The 16,573-nt window shown below is 56.3% G+C and carries 10 protein-coding genes; 3 read left to right on the top strand and 7 right to left on the bottom strand.

Features of this window, described 5'->3' with window-relative positions:
- Nucleotides 1-213: 213 nt before the first annotated feature.
- Nucleotides 214-1,131, top strand: a complete 918-nt coding sequence (locus CFAEC_RS13345) for an alpha/beta hydrolase (RefSeq protein ID WP_290277593.1) — start codon at nt 214-216, stop codon at nt 1,129-1,131.
- A 47-nt stretch (nt 1,132-1,178) separates the two neighbouring features.
- On the opposite strand, the gene CFAEC_RS13340 is transcribed toward CFAEC_RS13345, so the two are convergent.
- The 6 genes from CFAEC_RS13340 to CFAEC_RS13315 all read right to left on the bottom strand — a co-directional run bounded on the left by CFAEC_RS13340 (nt 1,179) and on the right by CFAEC_RS13315 (nt 8,235).
- Nucleotides 1,179-2,156, bottom strand: coding sequence for a LacI family DNA-binding transcriptional regulator (locus tag CFAEC_RS13340; protein ID WP_290277592.1), 978 nt, complete (start codon nt 2,154-2,156; stop codon nt 1,179-1,181).
- Nucleotides 2,153-2,947 carry an HAD family hydrolase gene (locus CFAEC_RS13335; protein ID WP_290277590.1) on the bottom strand — a complete coding sequence of 265 codons (795 nt, stop codon included), beginning with the start codon at nt 2,945-2,947 and terminating at the stop codon, nt 2,153-2,155. Before CFAEC_RS13335 ends, CFAEC_RS13340 begins: the two co-directional genes overlap by 4 nt.
- A 6-nt stretch (nt 2,948-2,953) precedes the next feature.
- Complete coding sequence (locus CFAEC_RS13330) at nt 2,954-4,063, bottom strand: ABC transporter ATP-binding protein (RefSeq protein WP_290277588.1); 1,110 nt, start codon at nt 4,061-4,063, stop codon at nt 2,954-2,956.
- Between the two features lie 36 nt (nt 4,064-4,099).
- A complete protein-coding gene (locus tag CFAEC_RS13325; protein ID WP_290277586.1) occupies nt 4,100-5,263 on the bottom strand; it encodes an ABC transporter substrate-binding protein in 1,164 nt (387 codons plus the stop codon).
- A 110-nt stretch (nt 5,264-5,373) separates the two neighbouring features.
- On the bottom strand, nt 5,374-7,170 hold the full coding sequence (locus tag CFAEC_RS13320; RefSeq protein WP_290277584.1) for an ABC transporter permease: 1,797 nt from the start codon (nt 7,168-7,170) through the stop codon (nt 5,374-5,376).
- A 453-nt stretch (nt 7,171-7,623) separates the two neighbouring features.
- Nucleotides 7,624-8,235, bottom strand: coding sequence for a hypothetical protein (locus tag CFAEC_RS13315; RefSeq protein ID WP_290277582.1), 612 nt, complete (start codon nt 8,233-8,235; stop codon nt 7,624-7,626).
- Nucleotides 8,236-8,437: 202 nt separating this feature from the next.
- Between CFAEC_RS13315 and CFAEC_RS13310 the strand changes: the two genes are divergently transcribed.
- Entirely contained in the window at nt 8,438-11,272 is a 2,835-nt protein-coding gene (locus CFAEC_RS13310) for a DEAD/DEAH box helicase (protein ID WP_290277580.1), read from the top strand.
- Between the two features lie 5 nt (nt 11,273-11,277).
- Nucleotides 11,278-15,894, top strand: a complete 4,617-nt coding sequence (locus CFAEC_RS13305) for a DNA methyltransferase (protein ID WP_290277578.1) — start codon at nt 11,278-11,280, stop codon at nt 15,892-15,894.
- On the opposite strand, the gene CFAEC_RS13300 is transcribed toward CFAEC_RS13305, so the two are convergent.
- Entirely contained in the window at nt 15,883-16,569 is a 687-nt protein-coding gene (locus tag CFAEC_RS13300; protein ID WP_290277576.1) for a hypothetical protein, read from the bottom strand. The genes CFAEC_RS13305 and CFAEC_RS13300 overlap by 12 nt on opposite strands.
- Nucleotides 16,570-16,573 lie beyond the last annotated feature (4 nt).

Raw genomic sequence — 16,573 nt, 5'->3', positions numbered from 1 at the left:
TGGGCTGGGGAGTTACCGCAGCGTAGAAGAACAGGAACGGTAAGTGGAACCTGATGGGTAGGGTTCCTGTGCTGCTCCAAGGTTAGTTCAGGTGAAGCTGAACCAGCGACCACACTGGTGGGATAAATCAAAAATTTGAGCATAGTTAAGCCGGTGCGACTTAAGATGGCGCGGACACCGTTCATCATCGACTCGATTCACTCAGGAGTAACCGTGTCAGTTCATCCCGATGCCCAGAAATTCCTCGATATCACCGCCGATTCTCCACCCCTGGATACCCAGACAGCGGAGCAGAACCGCATTGATCTTGCCCAGGCGATCCCCCTCACCGGTGAACCGGTAGCCATGCATGAAGTGCGTGACACCGAGATCGCCGGTGTCCCAGTACGGGTTTATGTCCCCTTCGAATCCGAGGAATCCTTACCCTGCGTGGTCTACTTCCACGGTGGAGGCTGGGTCATGGGCACCCTTGATCTTGCGGACACCACGGTGAGGATGCTCGCTGCTGAGGCCGGTGCGGTTGCTGTCAGCGTCGACTACCGGCTCGCTCCCGAGCACCCGTTCCCCGCCGCCATTGATGATGCGACAGCCGTAGTCACCGCCATTCTGGACGATGAATCTGGACTGAGGATCAACGCAGAAAAGGTGGCCATAGGAGGTGACAGTGCCGGAGGAAACATTACGGCTGTCATTGCTCAGCAGCTACGGAATCACGACCCGGCCCCACTGCACCAGGTGCTTATATACCCGGTTACCGACCCTGCGGGAATGAACACCGATTCCTACGCGACCTACGGCGAAGGGCACTACCTGACGGCCCGGGACATGACCTACTTCGTCGATCAGTACACCGGGGACACTGACCGAACTGATCCAAGAATCTCACCACTGCGTAATGATGATCTGACAGGATTGGCCCCCGCCACGATCGTGGTCGCTGAGTGTGACCCTCTGGTAGCGGAAAGTCATGCATATGGACGAGCCATGTGGGAAGCTGGCAACTCGGTAAGCCTTGTCCAGTTTGCCGGTCAGGTGCACCCCTTCGTCTACCTTGGTGGTGTCATTGGGGATGCTGAGGTCGCTCGTCGGCACATCGGCCGGCAGTTGAAAGTCGCGTTCGAGACTGCCTGAGTGCAGAGGGGGAAGCTATGGTGCTCCCCCCGTCGTGCCATTCCTGGTCACATAGCGATGGTGGATCTGCGCACCGTCAGCGTGGGGGGCAGTTCGACCCTGCCCAGATCCACCTGCTCACCCTGACTGACCGACCATAAGTGTTCCACCGCCAACCTGCCCATCTCCTGCTGTGGTTGCTGAATGCTGGTAAGGGTGGGGCGTGCGGAATTACACAGGGTCGTGTCGTCATAACCCACGATCGACATCTCGCGGGGAAGTTCGATCCCCTCTTCATGTGCTGCGTTCATGAGGGCAACAGCGGTGACATCATTGTGCGCCACCACGGCCGTGATACCCGCCTGGCGCAGTGCGACCACCGTCTCCCGAGGGTGCTCAACCTGCGCGACGAAAGACGTCAGACCACGGCTGCTCAGCTCATCCTCATACCCGGTCTGCCTGCAGAGGGCGGCCAACCGTGTGGAGGACGTAGCATAGGCGATCCGTTCATGACCAAGATCGGCCAGATGGGCAGTGGCGACACGACCACCGGCATGATCATCACCGACGATGTTGAATAACCCACCGATATCATCACTGAACCGACCGATCACCGCCACCGGGACGGATTGAGCAGCCGCGCGTACAGTCTCCATGTTGACCCGGGAAGAGATGACGATGATGCCCTGGACCTGCAGCTCCAATAGCTGATCAATGGCAGATGATGCCACCTCTGCCCTATCGCGGCTGTGGCTGATGATCGGCATGAGATCGTGGACATCACAAGCCTGTTCGATGCCACCGACAACGTCCACGTAATAGGGATTGCGTAGGTTCCGGACGACGATGCCGATCACACCACTGTTCTTCTGCACCAGCGAACGGGCTAATCTGTTGGGGCGGTATCCCAGTTCAGTGGCCGTGGCCAGGACCTTTTCCCTGGTTTGGGTATTGACCGTGGGATTGTTGGTGAGCGCCGCAGAGACAGTGGATTTGGATACTCCGGCAGCCTTCGCAACATCAATGATGGTTACCCTCGGGTTCATAGCCTGACTGCACCAACGCGTGTCTGCAGCAGGGACAGTAATTCATGGGGATCCGCGACCACGGCATCAGCTTTCAACCAGGTCAGGGAGGGATACAGTGGACTGCCCGCAGTGCAGACCTCCATGGTGATGTTGGCACCCACCCCGGCGCGCTGACCTGCAACAACATCCCTGTCAACGGTATCGCCTACATACCAGCACTCCCCGATGGGGACACCACATCGGGCCGCAGCCGTCTCCAGGAGGGCAGGGTTGGGTTTACGGACACGGAGTTCGTCGCTGTAGCACTCTGCAACAAAGCGGTTGCTCAGCCCGAGGCTGGCCAGGAACTCGCGGTGGACTTCCCCACTGAGTGCATTGGAGGCGATGGCGACGGAGATTCTGTGCTCATCGCAGTAATCGAGCAGCTCGATCATGCCTGGGCGCAGTTCACGACGCTGGCGGACACGGCCCATTTCCAGGCAGAGTTCAGCGGCGTGTTCGCGCAGGACTTCCCGGGCCTGGTCATCCCAGTCGCAGGCGACAAATTCGCACCAGAACTGCTCATAGGTCAGTTCCTGGGGTGCACGGAGCCTGGACATGGCGTTCTTCCAGTGGCTGTCAGCGGCACGGCCGGCCTGGATATCAGCGATGATAATCTCGCGGGAAGGTGGGTTCAGCTGTGCTTGGACCAGCAGGTCAATGACCTTGGTGGCCAGGGAATCCTCCCAGCCTGAGACGTTGATTGTGGTGGCGATGACGCCGCCGAAATCAAGAAGCAGGGCGCGGGGGGTGATGAGAGAGGTGGGCATAGGTTCCTAAGGGGTGATGCGGTGGCCGGTGGAGTCGAATAGAAGAATTTTACGGTCATCAACAATGAGGGTGATGGGATCGTTAGCCCGGGCGTCTGGGGCGTGGAGCAGTGAACTGTGCAGGCGGTTAGTGGTGCCGGCAGCATCGCCACCCACCTGTGTCTCCACGATCCAGGAACCGCCGGTGGGCGCCGCGGAGACAACGGTGGCATCCACAGTAAGGGCTCCCGGGGTGGGAGTGGTGTTGCGCCGGATGTCTTCCGGGCGGATACCCACCGCGGCCACCTGTTGAGCCAAGTCTTGGCCCCAGTGGGCCTCAAGATAGTGTCGCAGCTGGATGGCTAGGGGGCCGGGATCGTTCAGTTCCACCATGTTGATCGGTGGGTTACCGATGAATTGGGCAATGAAGCGGCTCTGTGGATCGGTGTAGATCTCGTGTGGTGTTCCCACCTGGGCGATCCGGCCCTCATTCATCACCGCGATTCGGGTGGACAGCGTCATGGCCTCCCACTGATCATGGGTCACCATCACCATCGTGGTGCCGGTTTCACGGTGCAGATCAAGTAACTCCGCACGCATGCGTAGCCTCAGTTGGGAATCCAGGTTGGAGAGGGGTTCGTCGAGAAGCATCACCTCAGGGCGCAGCGCCAGCGCGCGCGCCAGGGCAACACGCTGCTGCTGGCCACCGGAGAGGTCAGCCGGGAAGCGGTCGGCGTAGGAGTCGATGGACAGCGTGCTCAGTACCTCCCGGACGCGCCCGGTGCGCTCCGCCGCCGCAATGCCAGCGGTTTTGAGGCCAAAGGCCACGTTCTCGGCGACGGTGAGGTGCGGCCAAAGCGCGTAGGACTGAAAGACCATGGGCGCTTGTCGACGGTTCGCCGGCACCGCTATCCCCTTGGCCGAATCATCCCACACCTGATCACCCACAGTGATTGAACCTGAGGTGACACTCTCCAGACCTGCCAGCATCCGCAGGGTGGTGGTCTTGCCACAGCCCGACGGGCCGAGCAGGCACAACAACTCGGTGTCCTCGATGCGCAGATCAATGCCATCAACAGCCGGGGGTTGATTGCGTTGAAATGTCTTGGTCAGCCTGGATAATTCAATGGTGGGCATGGTTTCTCAGTTCTCGTGATTATTAGTGTGTGGGCATTAGGAGTTCATGCGCCACACGTCGGACCAGTTCTCACGGTTGGCCCAGTCATTGTCCACACCAGAACCATCGAAGGTGAAGATGCGGTCGGTGAGCTCACCAACATTGGCTGGATCCTCCGGTTGCACGATCTCAGAGTTGGTCGAGATCTTGCCGTCAGCGATCTGTGGCTCAATGCCATCCTGGGTGTACATCCAGTGGATGAAAAGCTTCGCCGCGTTCGGGGAATCTGTACCCGCAGCCATCACGATGGCCTTCGGATTGGCATAACCCACGAATGGTTCCAAGGTGTCGCAGGCAGCGAGGTCATAACCCAGCTCCTCATTGTTGCGGAACTTGGCAGAAGAAATCAGACCCATCGGTGGGTCGGTCTGACCCTGTGCACCGACAGCCTCAGACGCCTCCTCGGAGGACTTGGTCAGCAGTGGATCATTGGATGCGAGCTTGGCCACGAACTCCTCAGCCACATCGTCTCCGGAGAATTCCTCACCGAAATAATCAGCGTAGGAGGTCTCCAACTCATCAGCGGCGAACTGGGACATCTGGGAGAACCAGTCCAGGGAACCGGAATCATTCAGTGGGTCCTGCATAGCTAGGCGCAGACCGGACTCCGCATCGGTGAACTCCCAGATGTTCTCTGCCGGGCAGACATCATGAACAGCACCGTTGTAGGCGAACAGCGACGGATCATTGATGACCACTGGTGGGTTGATGGCAGACTCATCCATGTTCTCTGCGATATCCGCAGGCAGCCACGCGATGGCGCTACCGTTGGCCAGCAGCTCATTGTTCACTGCCGCCAGGTCGGACAGGGCAAAGACGTCACTCTGGATGTTGCCGGCCTCATGCTCACGGATCATCATCTCGGTGATCTCGGAGGCATCCGCCTTGGCACCGGTGATCTCCAGTCCGTAGTGATCTGCGAAGTTCTCGGCGATCTCCTCGATCTTGGAGGTGCCGTCATACACATTCAGTGCTGGTTCGTTCTTTGCTGCTTCCAGCAGGGTTTCAATGTCGATGTCTTCAATGGTGGTTTCCACGGACGCGGCGTTGGTGGTGGCGCCATTCTCTGTGTCTGCCTCGGTGGTGCTCGGGGCGCAGGCCGTGAGGGTGATGGCGGTGACAGCGAGGGCGGTCGTGGTAATGAGGTGCTTAGCCTTCATTGCTGGGGTGCTCCTTGGAAGAGGTGGGGTGGAGTTGTTGTGGGGGCCTGGATGTTTGTGCTCTGGGTGTCTGGGGTGTCTTGGGCCGGCACGCGCCGGTGGTGCGTGGGTCATGAGATCCCCTTGCCCATATCCACCTTGAGCACCTTGCGGGTGATCACCATGCCCAGCAGCGCCACCACGCAGATGATCAGGGTGACACCGTTGGCGGCATGGGTGTAGCCGTAATCAACCAGGTTCATGGACAAGGTGGTGAGCAAATTAGTTTCCGGGGTGGCCAGGATGATCACCGGTGACAGGGACTGAGTGGCGGAGATGAATGGTAGGACGAATGCTGCTGCCAGGGCGGATTTCTGAATGGGAAAGACAATCTTGCGCATGGTCCGGGTCCATGACGCACCGGAGTTGAGGGAGGCCTCCTCTGATTCCTTGCCCAGCTGCATCATGGAGCTGATCCCTGAACGGGAGGCGAAGGGTACCTCATCGGCCGCCAGGATCAGGATGAGGATGAACGTGGTTCCATAGAGCGCCGGGATAGGTCCGCGCTGCACCGCGAACAGGGACAAGTAGGCCACTGCGAAAGAGATGCCAGGCACCAGATAAGGGATGAATGCCAGCTGCTTGAGGAAGTTGGCCAGAGGTGAAGATGTTGTTCTGGTGACTGCATAACCGGTGAGCATGCCCATCACGGCGGCCATGGCGGCGGCGATCGCTGCGATCCATACCGTGTTCCATAGGGCTGACCAGAGTTTGTCATTGATCAGTAGGCCCTCACGGAATGCCTGGGTGGGAAGGTTGGTGCCGATCCAATAGTCCAGGGTGAAATTAGAGAACTCGAACAGCCCGGGGGTACGCATGATAGTGGATAGCAGGAGTGTGCCGAGGGGAAGAATCACGGAGACTGAGAAGGCCAGCGCCGCAGCGGTGGTGGCAAGGGGGCGCCAGGTACCGAGGCTAGTGACGCGGGAGCTGTTTCCCTTGCCCGTAATGGTGACATATTTCCGTGCATTGCGGAGGAAGAGGTAATCCACGAAGAGTCCGATTGCACCGATGAGGATGAGGGCTGCCGCCAGAACTGCCGCGACACCGGTCTGCCGTGTGTTAATGGATTGATAAAGGCTTGTGGACAACACAGAGAAGTTCACCGGCAGACCGATCACATAGGCTGCGCCGAACTCACCAATGCACTTCGCCAGCACCAGGGTGGATGCGGAGAGAATCGCCGGACGCAGCAACGGAAGCGTGATTTTCCACAGAACGGTACCGCGGGTTGCCCCGGCATTGAGTGCTGCTTCTTCATTACGACTGTCGATCCGTGCCAGTGCATTGCTCACCAGCAGGAACACCAGTGGCCCATAATGGAGCGTGAAAATGATGATCATCGGTATGCGCCCATAAGCGAGCCAATCCGGTGGATTAAGACCAAGGTTTTCCAACCATCCTGACTGGCCACCGGTGGTGCGGTTGGTGAAGATTGACTGCCACGCGAGAGCAAACGTCCAGCTGGGAAGCACATACGGGATGATCAGGGCACTCGCGAACCACTTACGTCCATGAATGTTGGTCTTCTGCACCAGCAGAGCTAGGAACGTTCCAAAAATTAGGGTTAAAAAAATTACCACGAGGGCGATCGAGATTGTATTCCCGAGCGGAGTCCAGAAAAGATCTGCAGACACTGGGGATCGCAGTGCACGCCACAGATAGTAGCTGGTGGGCTCTCCCGGGGTCTGCCCGGTTCTCCCACCATCTGCAGGCTGAACGGTGACGGCATCCTTGATCATCATGATCACCGGGATGGCCATGATGTAGACGAAGAGTGCTGCCATCAGGACTGCGAGAATATTCGCGGGTTGCAAGAGGCGTTGCGTCCACTTCTTGCGGGCGATCGCAGTGTTCCTTTGGCTCATAGTCACTGAGGCTAAGGCGCGATGGTTATGGGGCGAACAATTCCAGATGAATGGGAGGAGAACGTTTGGAACGTTCCAGATTTAGTTAGGGAGGGGCTTACTGGACCGCCGGGTTATCACATGGGGGCTCCCGCGTTTGGGACAGTCAGGCGGGTGTTCACTTGAGAGTGGAAAATTGATGACGTGCCCCGTGTTGGGAATCTTGTACGGCGTGGAAATGCTCTTCTCTGAACTTGGCAAGAACCATAGAGAAAATAAGAAAAGCTGACCCGGAGCCAGTACCTCCCCTAGATGGTTCAATCTCAGTGAACACCCATCAAAAATCACCTAGCTATGATTTGAATAAAGAATGGTAGACATGATCTGTTCGCAACGAGCGTGTGGACCTCAAGGGAATATGTAGTTCTCGCATTTCTTGGGTGATGGGAACTTCGGTGCTCCTCGGTTCCTATTTCAGGTGAATAGGCCTTTGAAATCGGGTTTCTTCCAGAACCCAAATTGTTCTCGAGATAGTAAATAGAGAGAATCAAGTACTTGATCCAATAATTCATCAAAGGCTTGGTCGTGAGCTTTAAGAACCCGATAGTGTATCGTTCTGAATATACTTTCGTGGTTTGCCTTACTGAACTCACGGAAATCCGTTTCTGAGTTTACAAACGTATCCCCCACGATTTCTATTATTCTTTCAACTTCTCTGCTGATTTGTTGGTCGTAAATATAGAGGTCTAGAGACCTCGTGGCATTCCGAAGATCTGTTAGGTATTGGTGTCTGAGCTCTAGTGCCGCCTTAGTTGCTGCGGATTCACCCTGGTGGGATTTATGTGCAGATATCTCAGCCTCTGACTGCCTTCGCCATTCTTTTCGGAGTTGGGCAACCTCCTGGAAATAGTCTGCAACAGCACGGAGTTGTGCTTTATTCTCGGTGGTTTCCTGGTCGATTTCTCTATTCTGTTTCTCGATCGATGCTGCCCGTTTCTGCGCACCGATGGCAGCCTTCCATGTAAAGAAGCCTGTGATGAGAGATGCAGAAGACGAAGCAAGAATGGTTAGTAAAAATGATTCCATAGGGGCAGATTAGCCTTGATGGCTACGCTAGAGCGCCTTATATGTAGAACGATCACGGTACCGGTGAAGTTTCCTAGCTGATAGGTTCGCTACTTACAGGATCTCAGGTAGAGTCCTTCGTTTTATCTGACTTAGAAGAGATTTCTATGGTGCTGGTGCGCCCATATCCAGCACAAACACCCCCGTCCTATATCGTTAATACATGTCCGATTTAAGCACTCATCAGCTGGCTCCCGGTGTCACCATTGAAGTTCGGGATGAGGTTTGGCTGGTCACCAACGTCGCCCGCTCTACTGATGGCTTCCGCCTGAAGGTCCGGGGCCTGAGTGATTATGTGCGCGATCAACCGGCTACGTTCTACACTGCCTTGGATAAAGACATCCAAATCCTCGACCCCACCGCAGTGGAGGTCATCGCTGATGAATCCCCTGCCTATCGGCGCACCCGCCTGTGGTTGGAAACAACACTCCGTCAGACCCCGGTTCCCCTCTATCAGGAGGATCTCGCCGTAGCCGATGAGATGCTCGCTGATCCTTTGAGTTATCAGCTGGCAGCAGTGAAGAAGGCCCTCTCCCCGGACAACCTGCGTCCCCGCGTGCTCATCGCTGATGCCGTGGGCCTTGGCAAGACCTTGGAGATGGGCATGATCCTGGCGGAACTCATCCGACGTGGCCGCGGTGAACGCATCTTGGTGGTCACCCCTCGCCACATCATGGAACAGTTCCAGCAGGAGATGTGGACCCGCTTCGCCATTCCCCTGGTGCGTTTGGATTCCGTGGGTATCCAACAGGTTCGCCAGAAACTCCCGGCCTCCCGCAACCCGTTCACGTATTTCCCACGGGTGATCGTCTCCATGGACACCCTCAAATCACCCAAATATCGGGCCCAGCTGGAGAAAGTCCACTGGGATGCCGTGGTGATGGATGAGATCCACAACGCCACCAACGTGGGCACCCAGAACAACCAGCTGGCCCGCACCCTCGCCCCCACCACCGATGCCCTGATCCTGGCGTCTGCCACCCCGCACAATGGTGATCCAGAATCCTTCAAGGAGATCCTCCGCCTGCTGGATCCCACGTCAGTGGCACCGGACGGCACGATCGATCATGAGGCCGCCAAGCGCCTGATCATCCGTCGCCACCGCAACAGCGAAGAGGTAGCCAGCGTGGTCGGTGCCAAGTGGGCCGAACGCAATGAACCCCGCAACATCCCGGTTGATGCTTCCCCGGAAGAAGATGCCGTTGCGCGTGAACTCGACTCCACCTGGATTACTCCGGGCGCGGACAACCCGGTGAAGGACCGTCTCTTCCCGTGGACTCTGGTCAAGGCCTTCCTCTCCTCCCCCGCCGCGCTCGATGAAACACTCAATAACCGCCTCAAACGCGGCCCGTCACAGCCAGAACGCACCGCCCTGGAACGCCTCCGGGAACTCAACACCGCGATCACGCCGGAGAACTCCGCCAAGTTCCGCAACTTGGTGCTCTATCTGCAGGAGATCGGCATTGCCAAGAACTCAGACACCCGCGTGGTGATCTTCTCTGAGCGCGTCGCCACCCTGCATTGGTTGCAGGAGAACCTGACCAAGTACCTCAAACTGCCCAAGGCAGCCGTGGAGATCATGCACGGTGGCCTGACGGACCAGGAACAGATGAGGCTTGTTGATGCCTTCAAGCGCACCGACTCCCCCATCCGCGTCCTGATCACCGGCGATGTCGCCTCTGAAGGTGTGAACCTGCATTCCCTGTGCCACAACCTGGTGCACTACGATATCCCCTGGTCATTGATCAGAATCCAGCAGCGTAACGGCCGTATTGATCGTTATGGGCAGACCCATAATCCGCAGATCGCCACTCTCCTGCTCGACCCAACCGATGGCGGCAAAGTTGGTGAACTCCATGTGCTGGAACGCCTCATTGAGCGTGAACATGAAGCCCACAAACTCCTCGGTGATGCCTCCTCCCTCATGGGCAAGCACTCAGAGAAGATGGAGGAAGACACCATCCGCGATGTACTCCGCGGCATCCGTGAATTCGATGATGTGGTGGCCAACCCGGAGGATCTGATTGGTGGCGATCTGCCTGAGGGCATGGACGAGATTGATTGGTTGCTCGCGGAACTCGGCCTCGATGAAGATGAAGAAGATGCTGCCACGCTTGAACCCCAAGCAACCTTGAGCAGCCTGTACCCACGCGAGATCGACTACCTCAACGATGCTCTGTCGGAGGCCTTCAACGGTGTCCCCCAGGACACCATCGGCCGTGGCGGGGTTGGCTACATTGAGCACAAGAATGACATCGCTGAGCTGACGCCCCCGGAGGATCTACGCCGGCGCCTCGATTTTCTTCCCCAGGATTATGTTGCTGATCGGAAGGTGAAAGAGAAGCTCATCCTGGCCACCTCTGCGATGCGCGGTGATGAACGCCTCCAGGCTGCCCGCACTGGTGATGCCGGTTCCACCTGGCCCACCGCCCACTTCCTCGGACCGCTGCATCCGGTGAGTGAATGGGCCTCCGACCGTGCCTTGGCTAGCCTGAGCCGCCGGACCATCCCAGCCATTTCCGGCAACGTCGCTGAACCAACTGTCCTGCTCATGGCCACCTTGACCAACCGCCGTGGCCAGGTGGTCTCCCGCGCCTTTGTCGCCGCTACCAGCCGTTATGAGGCCCAGGTACTGCCCGATGTGGTCAGGTGGATCCATGACATCGGCCTGGGAGACACGGCCGTGAATATGGGTGACGCCGTGATTCCGGATGCCACCAACAAGCTCATCGCTGACACCGTGGAAGCTGCCCGTGGCCAGCTCAATCCGATGATGATGGCTGCCCGCAGCGGAGCCAAAAACCGTATCGGGCACTGGCTGAAACGTTCCGAGGCCTGGGAATCCGGGAGGAGCGCTGGCCAGCGCTCCTCGGGCCTTGCGCTGGCCACAAAGCTTATCGACGAACAACGTTCACTCGCCAACTCCCTCGAACCCGACCGTGAACTCATCCGCCCACTTGCACTGATCGTGCCCGCTCATCAGCAGAAGGAGGCCTAAACCTCATGGCCGCATATGATTCCATCGTCAACGTTGAAGAGTGGATTAGCGATCACTTTCTCACCACCGATGAGACAAAAGGTGCGTCCTTCTCCAAACGGGTAGTTGAGTGTATCCGGGATTGGAAGAAGGAAGAAGACGAGTCTGGTCACCCCTCCCCGTGGACCCGCTTCACCGGTATGCGGGGCCAGCTGGAGACCGAACTCTCCCTGCTGGATGAGGATTCCTCACCGGAGGATGCCCATGTTCTAATCCGTCAGGCCTTTGGTTATGGCGTACCTGAGCTCCGGACGCTGCACCGTGCGGGTGACACTATTTCCTACCAGGGCTGGGCCGGAAACGCCGGCAGCATGATTGTCATTGCTGCGGAGTCCATCGCTACCCCAGAGGATCTCACCAATACCCCGCTGATCGGTGGTGTGCTGGTCAAAGACAAGCAGGATGACACCGCCACCGCAGCCAAATTAGTGGGAGATCTTTTCCTATCAGACACCCCACCGGAATTCGTGGTGGTCCTGGCCGGAGATTGGGTGGTGCTTGCTGAGCGCGAGTCCTGGCCCCTGGGCCGCCATCTGGCCATCAACTTGGCGTTGGTGGTGGAAAGAAATGAAACCAAAGCCAAGGGTGAGATGCAGCGCGCTGCAGTGGCCCTGGCCAGGGAAAACATTGAACGCGCAGCTGATGGCACTACCTGGTGGTCTTCCACCATCGAAGAATCCCGTGAGCATGCCGTCAAGGTTTCCGGTGAGCTCCGCAACGCGGTACGGGAATCCATTGAACTTCTTGGCAATGATGTTCTTACCCGCCACCGGGAACAAGGCATCAGCATTGAGGACATTGACGGCAATGAGCTGGCGAAACAATCCCTGCGTTACCTCTATCGCATTCTCTTCTTGCTCTTCGCGGAGGCTTCTCCGGAACTAGAAATTCTCCCTACCGGCACACCTGAGTATGACGACGGTTATGGGCTCTCCCGTCTCCGGGAACTGATCCTTACTCCCCCAGTCACCCAACAAGCCCGCAGTGGCACCCACCTTTATGGATCACTGCAGGTGCTGTTCAAACTAGTTGATAAGGGTAATGATCCGGAGGATCCCGAGAATCCGGATTTTGATCCTGATGCAGGTGAAAAGGGCCTGCAGTTCCGCAACCTCTCGGCGGATCTCTTCCAATCCACAGCCACGGCTCTTATAGACCGGGTAAAACTCTCCAATGCCACCCTCAACCAGGTCTTGGAGAACCTGTTGCTTTCCAAGCAGCAGGCCGGCCGGGACCGTGGTTTCATTTCCTACGCCACCCTGGGTGTCACTGAGCTCGGACAGGTCTATGAGGGGCTGATGTCCTACACTGGCTTTATCGCCGAAGAAGACCTCTTTGAGGTTGCCCCCAAGGGCAACCCGGAGAAAGGCTCATGGGTCCTGCCGGTAGCCAAGGCGGATACCGTCCCCCAGGACAGCTTCGTTGAAGAGGAAGTTGAAGCTGCTGAAGGCGGCACCATGCGCCAGCGTCGCCGACATGCACGCGGCTCCTTCGTCTTCCGCCAGTCCTCCCGCGACCGTGAGCGCTCTGCTTCTTTCTATACTCCACAGGTGCTTACTGAGTTCACGGTTGGACAGGCCATTGAGGTCCTTAAAGAAGAAGGACGAATCACCACAGCTGAAGATGTCCTCAGCCTGACCATCTGTGAACCCGCCATGGGCTCTGGTGCCTTCGCCGTGGAGGCAGTTCGTCAGTTGGCGGAGCTGTACATCAAACTTCGTCAGCAAGAGCTTGACCAGCAGATTCCTTCAGAAGATCGCACGAAGGAACTGCAAAAGGTCAAAGCACACATCGCGCTGCACCAGGTCTACGGCGTGGACCTCAACGCCACTGCCGTCGAGCTGGCCGAAATCTCGCTCTGGTTGGACACCATGACGGCAGATCTCAAAGCCCCCTGGTTCGGATTGCATCTGCGCCGAGGAAACTCCCTTGTTGGTGCTTCACGTTCTACTTACGCGCTGAACCAATTGAAGAAGAAGGAATGGTTGACGGCTGTTCCTAAGAGGCGGTCTTTGACTGATATCGCGGAAGCCGTTGATGCTGGCGAGACCGGGGTGATGCTTGCTGAGGGCATTCATCACTTCCTTCTTCCATCCAATGGCTGGGGTGCTGTAGCTGATGCCAAGGATCTCAAGGACATCGCTGCGGAAGAGCAGAAGGCACTCAAGGAGTGGCGCAAGCAGATCCGGTTGATGCCGAATAAGACGCAGACTACTGCTCTGCAGAACCTGGCCCGACGTGTGGAAACCCTATGGCGCTTCGCCCTCATTCGTCTACGTATTGCGGAAGACCAGGCTCGCCGTGACATCGATATCTGGGGTCGGGAAAATGATCGAACCGCCAAGAACGTCACGCGGGAACAGATCGAAAAGGATCTCTTTGAGAATCTCAATGGTGCCTACAACCGGCTTCGCCTAGTGATGGACGCCTGGTGTGCACTGTGGTTCTGGCCATTGGATGTCGTTCCCACTGAAGGTCACTCCGATCGCACTTCCCTGCCTAACCTTGACGAGTGGCTGGCAGCTTTGCGTGACATCCTTGGAACTGATGTTGCAGTGAAGAAGAAAGATGCCGGGCAGTATCTGATCAATGAGAACAGTTCATGGGCGGACCTGAATGCTGCAGAGAATTCTGACTGGCAGTTCGCCAACGCATTGAGCATTGAGAAGTGTTTCAATGCTCATCCGTGGCTTGAGACAGTACGAGGTATTGCTGAGCAGCAGGGGTTCTTCCACTGGGACCTTGATTTTGGTGCCGTGTTTGCCCAGGGTGGTTTTGATCTGCAGGTTGGTAATCCGCCATGGGTCCGTCCGCGTACAGATCTGGACGCTCTTTCTTCGGAAGTGGATCCGTGGTTCTCATTGGCCCATAAACCCACCCAGCAGGAAAAGCGTGAACGCCGCGAGGGACTTCGACACCATGTTGAAGCCACTCAAGTGATTTTGCGAGGAGTCGGGGAAACCATAGCCGCCGCAGCATTCCTCGGTGATATAGCTACGTATCCTCATCTCCGGGGGCAGCAGCCGGATCTCTACCGGGGATTTATGGAACGCACTTGGACCATTGCGTCTGATACCGGCGTAATTTCATTGATTCACCCCGAATCCCACTTCACCGAAAAGAAAGCAGCTTCACTTCGTAGAGGGGCATACTTACGGCTGCGCAGACATTGGCAATTTATTAATGAATTAAGGCTATTCGATGTTCATAACTTGGTCTCTTACGGGATAAACGTTTACAGCAAACCTGGTGAATCAGTGTCGTTCTTGAATGCTGCTTCTCTTTACCATCCACACACTGTGGCGGATTCTCTCAACCACGATGGTTCAGGGCCTCTGCCTGGTTTGAAAGATGATGAAGGAAACTGGGATCGTCGCCCACACCGTGATCGCATTTTACAGGTAGATGAACATGTGTTGAAGGTATGGAAGTCCATCCTCGAAGATGAATCTACGTCCCTCTTGGAAGCCCGAATGGTTTATACCGTGAACACCGAAGCCGCTGCAGTGCTTGAGAAACTGGCTGCCGCCCCGAGAGTAAAAGAACTGGGACTGTCGTTCTCTAGTGGGTGGCATGAAAGCGCCGATAAAAAGAAAGGCTATTTTGATGTCGGGTGGGGGCACCCAGCTTCATGGGATGATGTAATTCTTCAAGGGCCTCATCTCGGAGTATCAACGCCAATGATCAAACAACCCAATCCCACCATGAGTAGCAACAAGGATTGGGCTGAGATTGACCTTGAGGCGCTACCGGAAGACTTCATACCTGCAACGGCCTACCAGCCCAATCGTGACTTGTCCGAAAACATTGATTATGAAAAGGACTATGGCACCTGGACCACCCCATCCGGCCCCACACCCGTCGCCTCCACCTACCGCATCGCCTGGCGGGAAATGGCGGCTACTACTGGTTTCAGAACCGTGTATCCCTCAATTATTCCGCCAGGCTCTACACACGTTCACACCGTGAACGCCTGTTCAGCCGAAACGGCCCAAAAAACGGTGCAGCTTGGAGCCGTGATGAGTTCAATGTTAAGCGACTACTTTGTTCGTTCAAGTGGCTCCAGCCATATATTTAATGACATTGTTCGCCGCATACCTTTTCAGATTGATCCCAAATTAAAGAAGCTGCTTGAGAGACTATATTTGCAGCTCAATTCCCTGACCACTGCTTATTCCCAGCTATGGGAAATGATCACTGGTGAACCTTGGACGAAAGATGTCCCATTGCGAAAAGGCATCGATCGTCGCGCAGCTCAGATCGAGATTGATGGGATTGTCGCTCTATCACTCGGGGTTACCGCCGATGAACTGTGCATGATCTACCGGACACAGTTCCCAGTAATGCGTCGCTATGACCTGGAAGATAGGTTCGATCGTCACGGGCGCAAAGTACCCAAAGAAGTGATGGTGTTGCAGAAAAAACTGCAGGAAGGTCAAGAACTCACCCAGGAGCAACGCACCTGGATTCATCCCCAATCTGGAGTCACCTACCTATTTGAGTATCCGTTCCAAGTGCGGGATCGCGAGAAGGACTTACGGACGGCCTATCTCAAGTATGAAGAAGTATTACTAGATAACTGACCCCTGGAAACGACCATAGGCTTCTCGGAGCCCATTCTCCCTATCAAGTGAGGAGAAGGGATACTCGTAGACATACTCCTTTTTAGATTGAGGATGCACCCAGGTTCGTTGACTTGTTGAAAGGATTTCCTCACAACCATTCTGTTGATGTGCCTTTCTAATACCGTTCGGCACTTTACGTCCGTTAGCGTCGTAGAGATCCTCCCGGTCATAGCGACGCATAACGGGGAACTGCGTCCGGTAGATCATGCACAACTCATCCGCGGTGATATCCAGGGAAAGGGCGACGAGGGCGTCGATCTCATTCTGTGCTTCCTGTCGCTCTCGGCCTTTACGCAGTGGCACATCAGCTGTCCAAGGCTCACCGGTTATCTCTTTCCATAGCGGAGCATAAGCTGCAGTAAGACAGTTCAGTCGCAGGTAGGCTCGTACAGCTAGGGGGATTAGAGAGTTGTCTTTTGGCAAAGGGAGAGAATCAACATTGCTGCCACGTATATGCCCAGATCCCGTTGATCTGAACTGGAAATCAATCAGCAGCGAAGAGAGAACTAAACCTGCCAAGACGGTTTTTGCGTTAGTTTCAACATGCCCCGCACTCATTACAAGATCGACATGGTAAGCACCTTCAGGAATGATTGCCGGATAAATAGTTCGGTAACCGGTCGTCGCCGCCATGGTT

Origin of the sequence: Corynebacterium faecale, from assembly GCF_030408735.1 — a bacterium.
Classification (GTDB): domain Bacteria; phylum Actinomycetota; class Actinomycetes; order Mycobacteriales; family Mycobacteriaceae; genus Corynebacterium; species Corynebacterium faecale.
Note: the sequence above shows the minus strand (reverse complement) of the source record. Positions and strands in the feature narration are given on the sequence as shown.

Excerpts from the sequence above, each read along its gene's own strand:
- CFAEC_RS13340 (WP_290277592.1), bottom strand. The coding sequence starts at position 2,156 with ATGAACCCGAGGGTAACCATCATTGATGTTGCGAAGGCTGCCGGAGTA.
- CFAEC_RS13335 (WP_290277590.1), bottom strand. The coding sequence starts at position 2,947 with ATGCCCACCTCTCTCATCACCCCCCGCGCCCTGCTTCTTGATTTCGGC.
- CFAEC_RS13330 (WP_290277588.1), bottom strand. The coding sequence starts at position 4,063 with ATGCCCACCATTGAATTATCCAGGCTGACCAAGACATTTCAACGCAAT.
- CFAEC_RS13325 (WP_290277586.1), bottom strand. The coding sequence starts at position 5,263 with ATGAAGGCTAAGCACCTCATTACCACGACCGCCCTCGCTGTCACCGCC.
- CFAEC_RS13320 (WP_290277584.1), bottom strand. The coding sequence starts at position 7,170 with ATGAGCCAAAGGAACACTGCGATCGCCCGCAAGAAGTGGACGCAACGC.
- CFAEC_RS13315 (WP_290277582.1), bottom strand. The coding sequence starts at position 8,235 with ATGGAATCATTTTTACTAACCATTCTTGCTTCGTCTTCTGCATCTCTC.
- CFAEC_RS13310 (WP_290277580.1), top strand. The coding sequence starts at position 8,438 with ATGTCCGATTTAAGCACTCATCAGCTGGCTCCCGGTGTCACCATTGAA.
- CFAEC_RS13305 (WP_290277578.1), top strand. The coding sequence starts at position 11,278 with ATGGCCGCATATGATTCCATCGTCAACGTTGAAGAGTGGATTAGCGAT.
- CFAEC_RS13300 (WP_290277576.1), bottom strand. The coding sequence starts at position 16,569 with ATGGCGGCGACGACCGGTTACCGAACTATTTATCCGGCAATCATTCCT.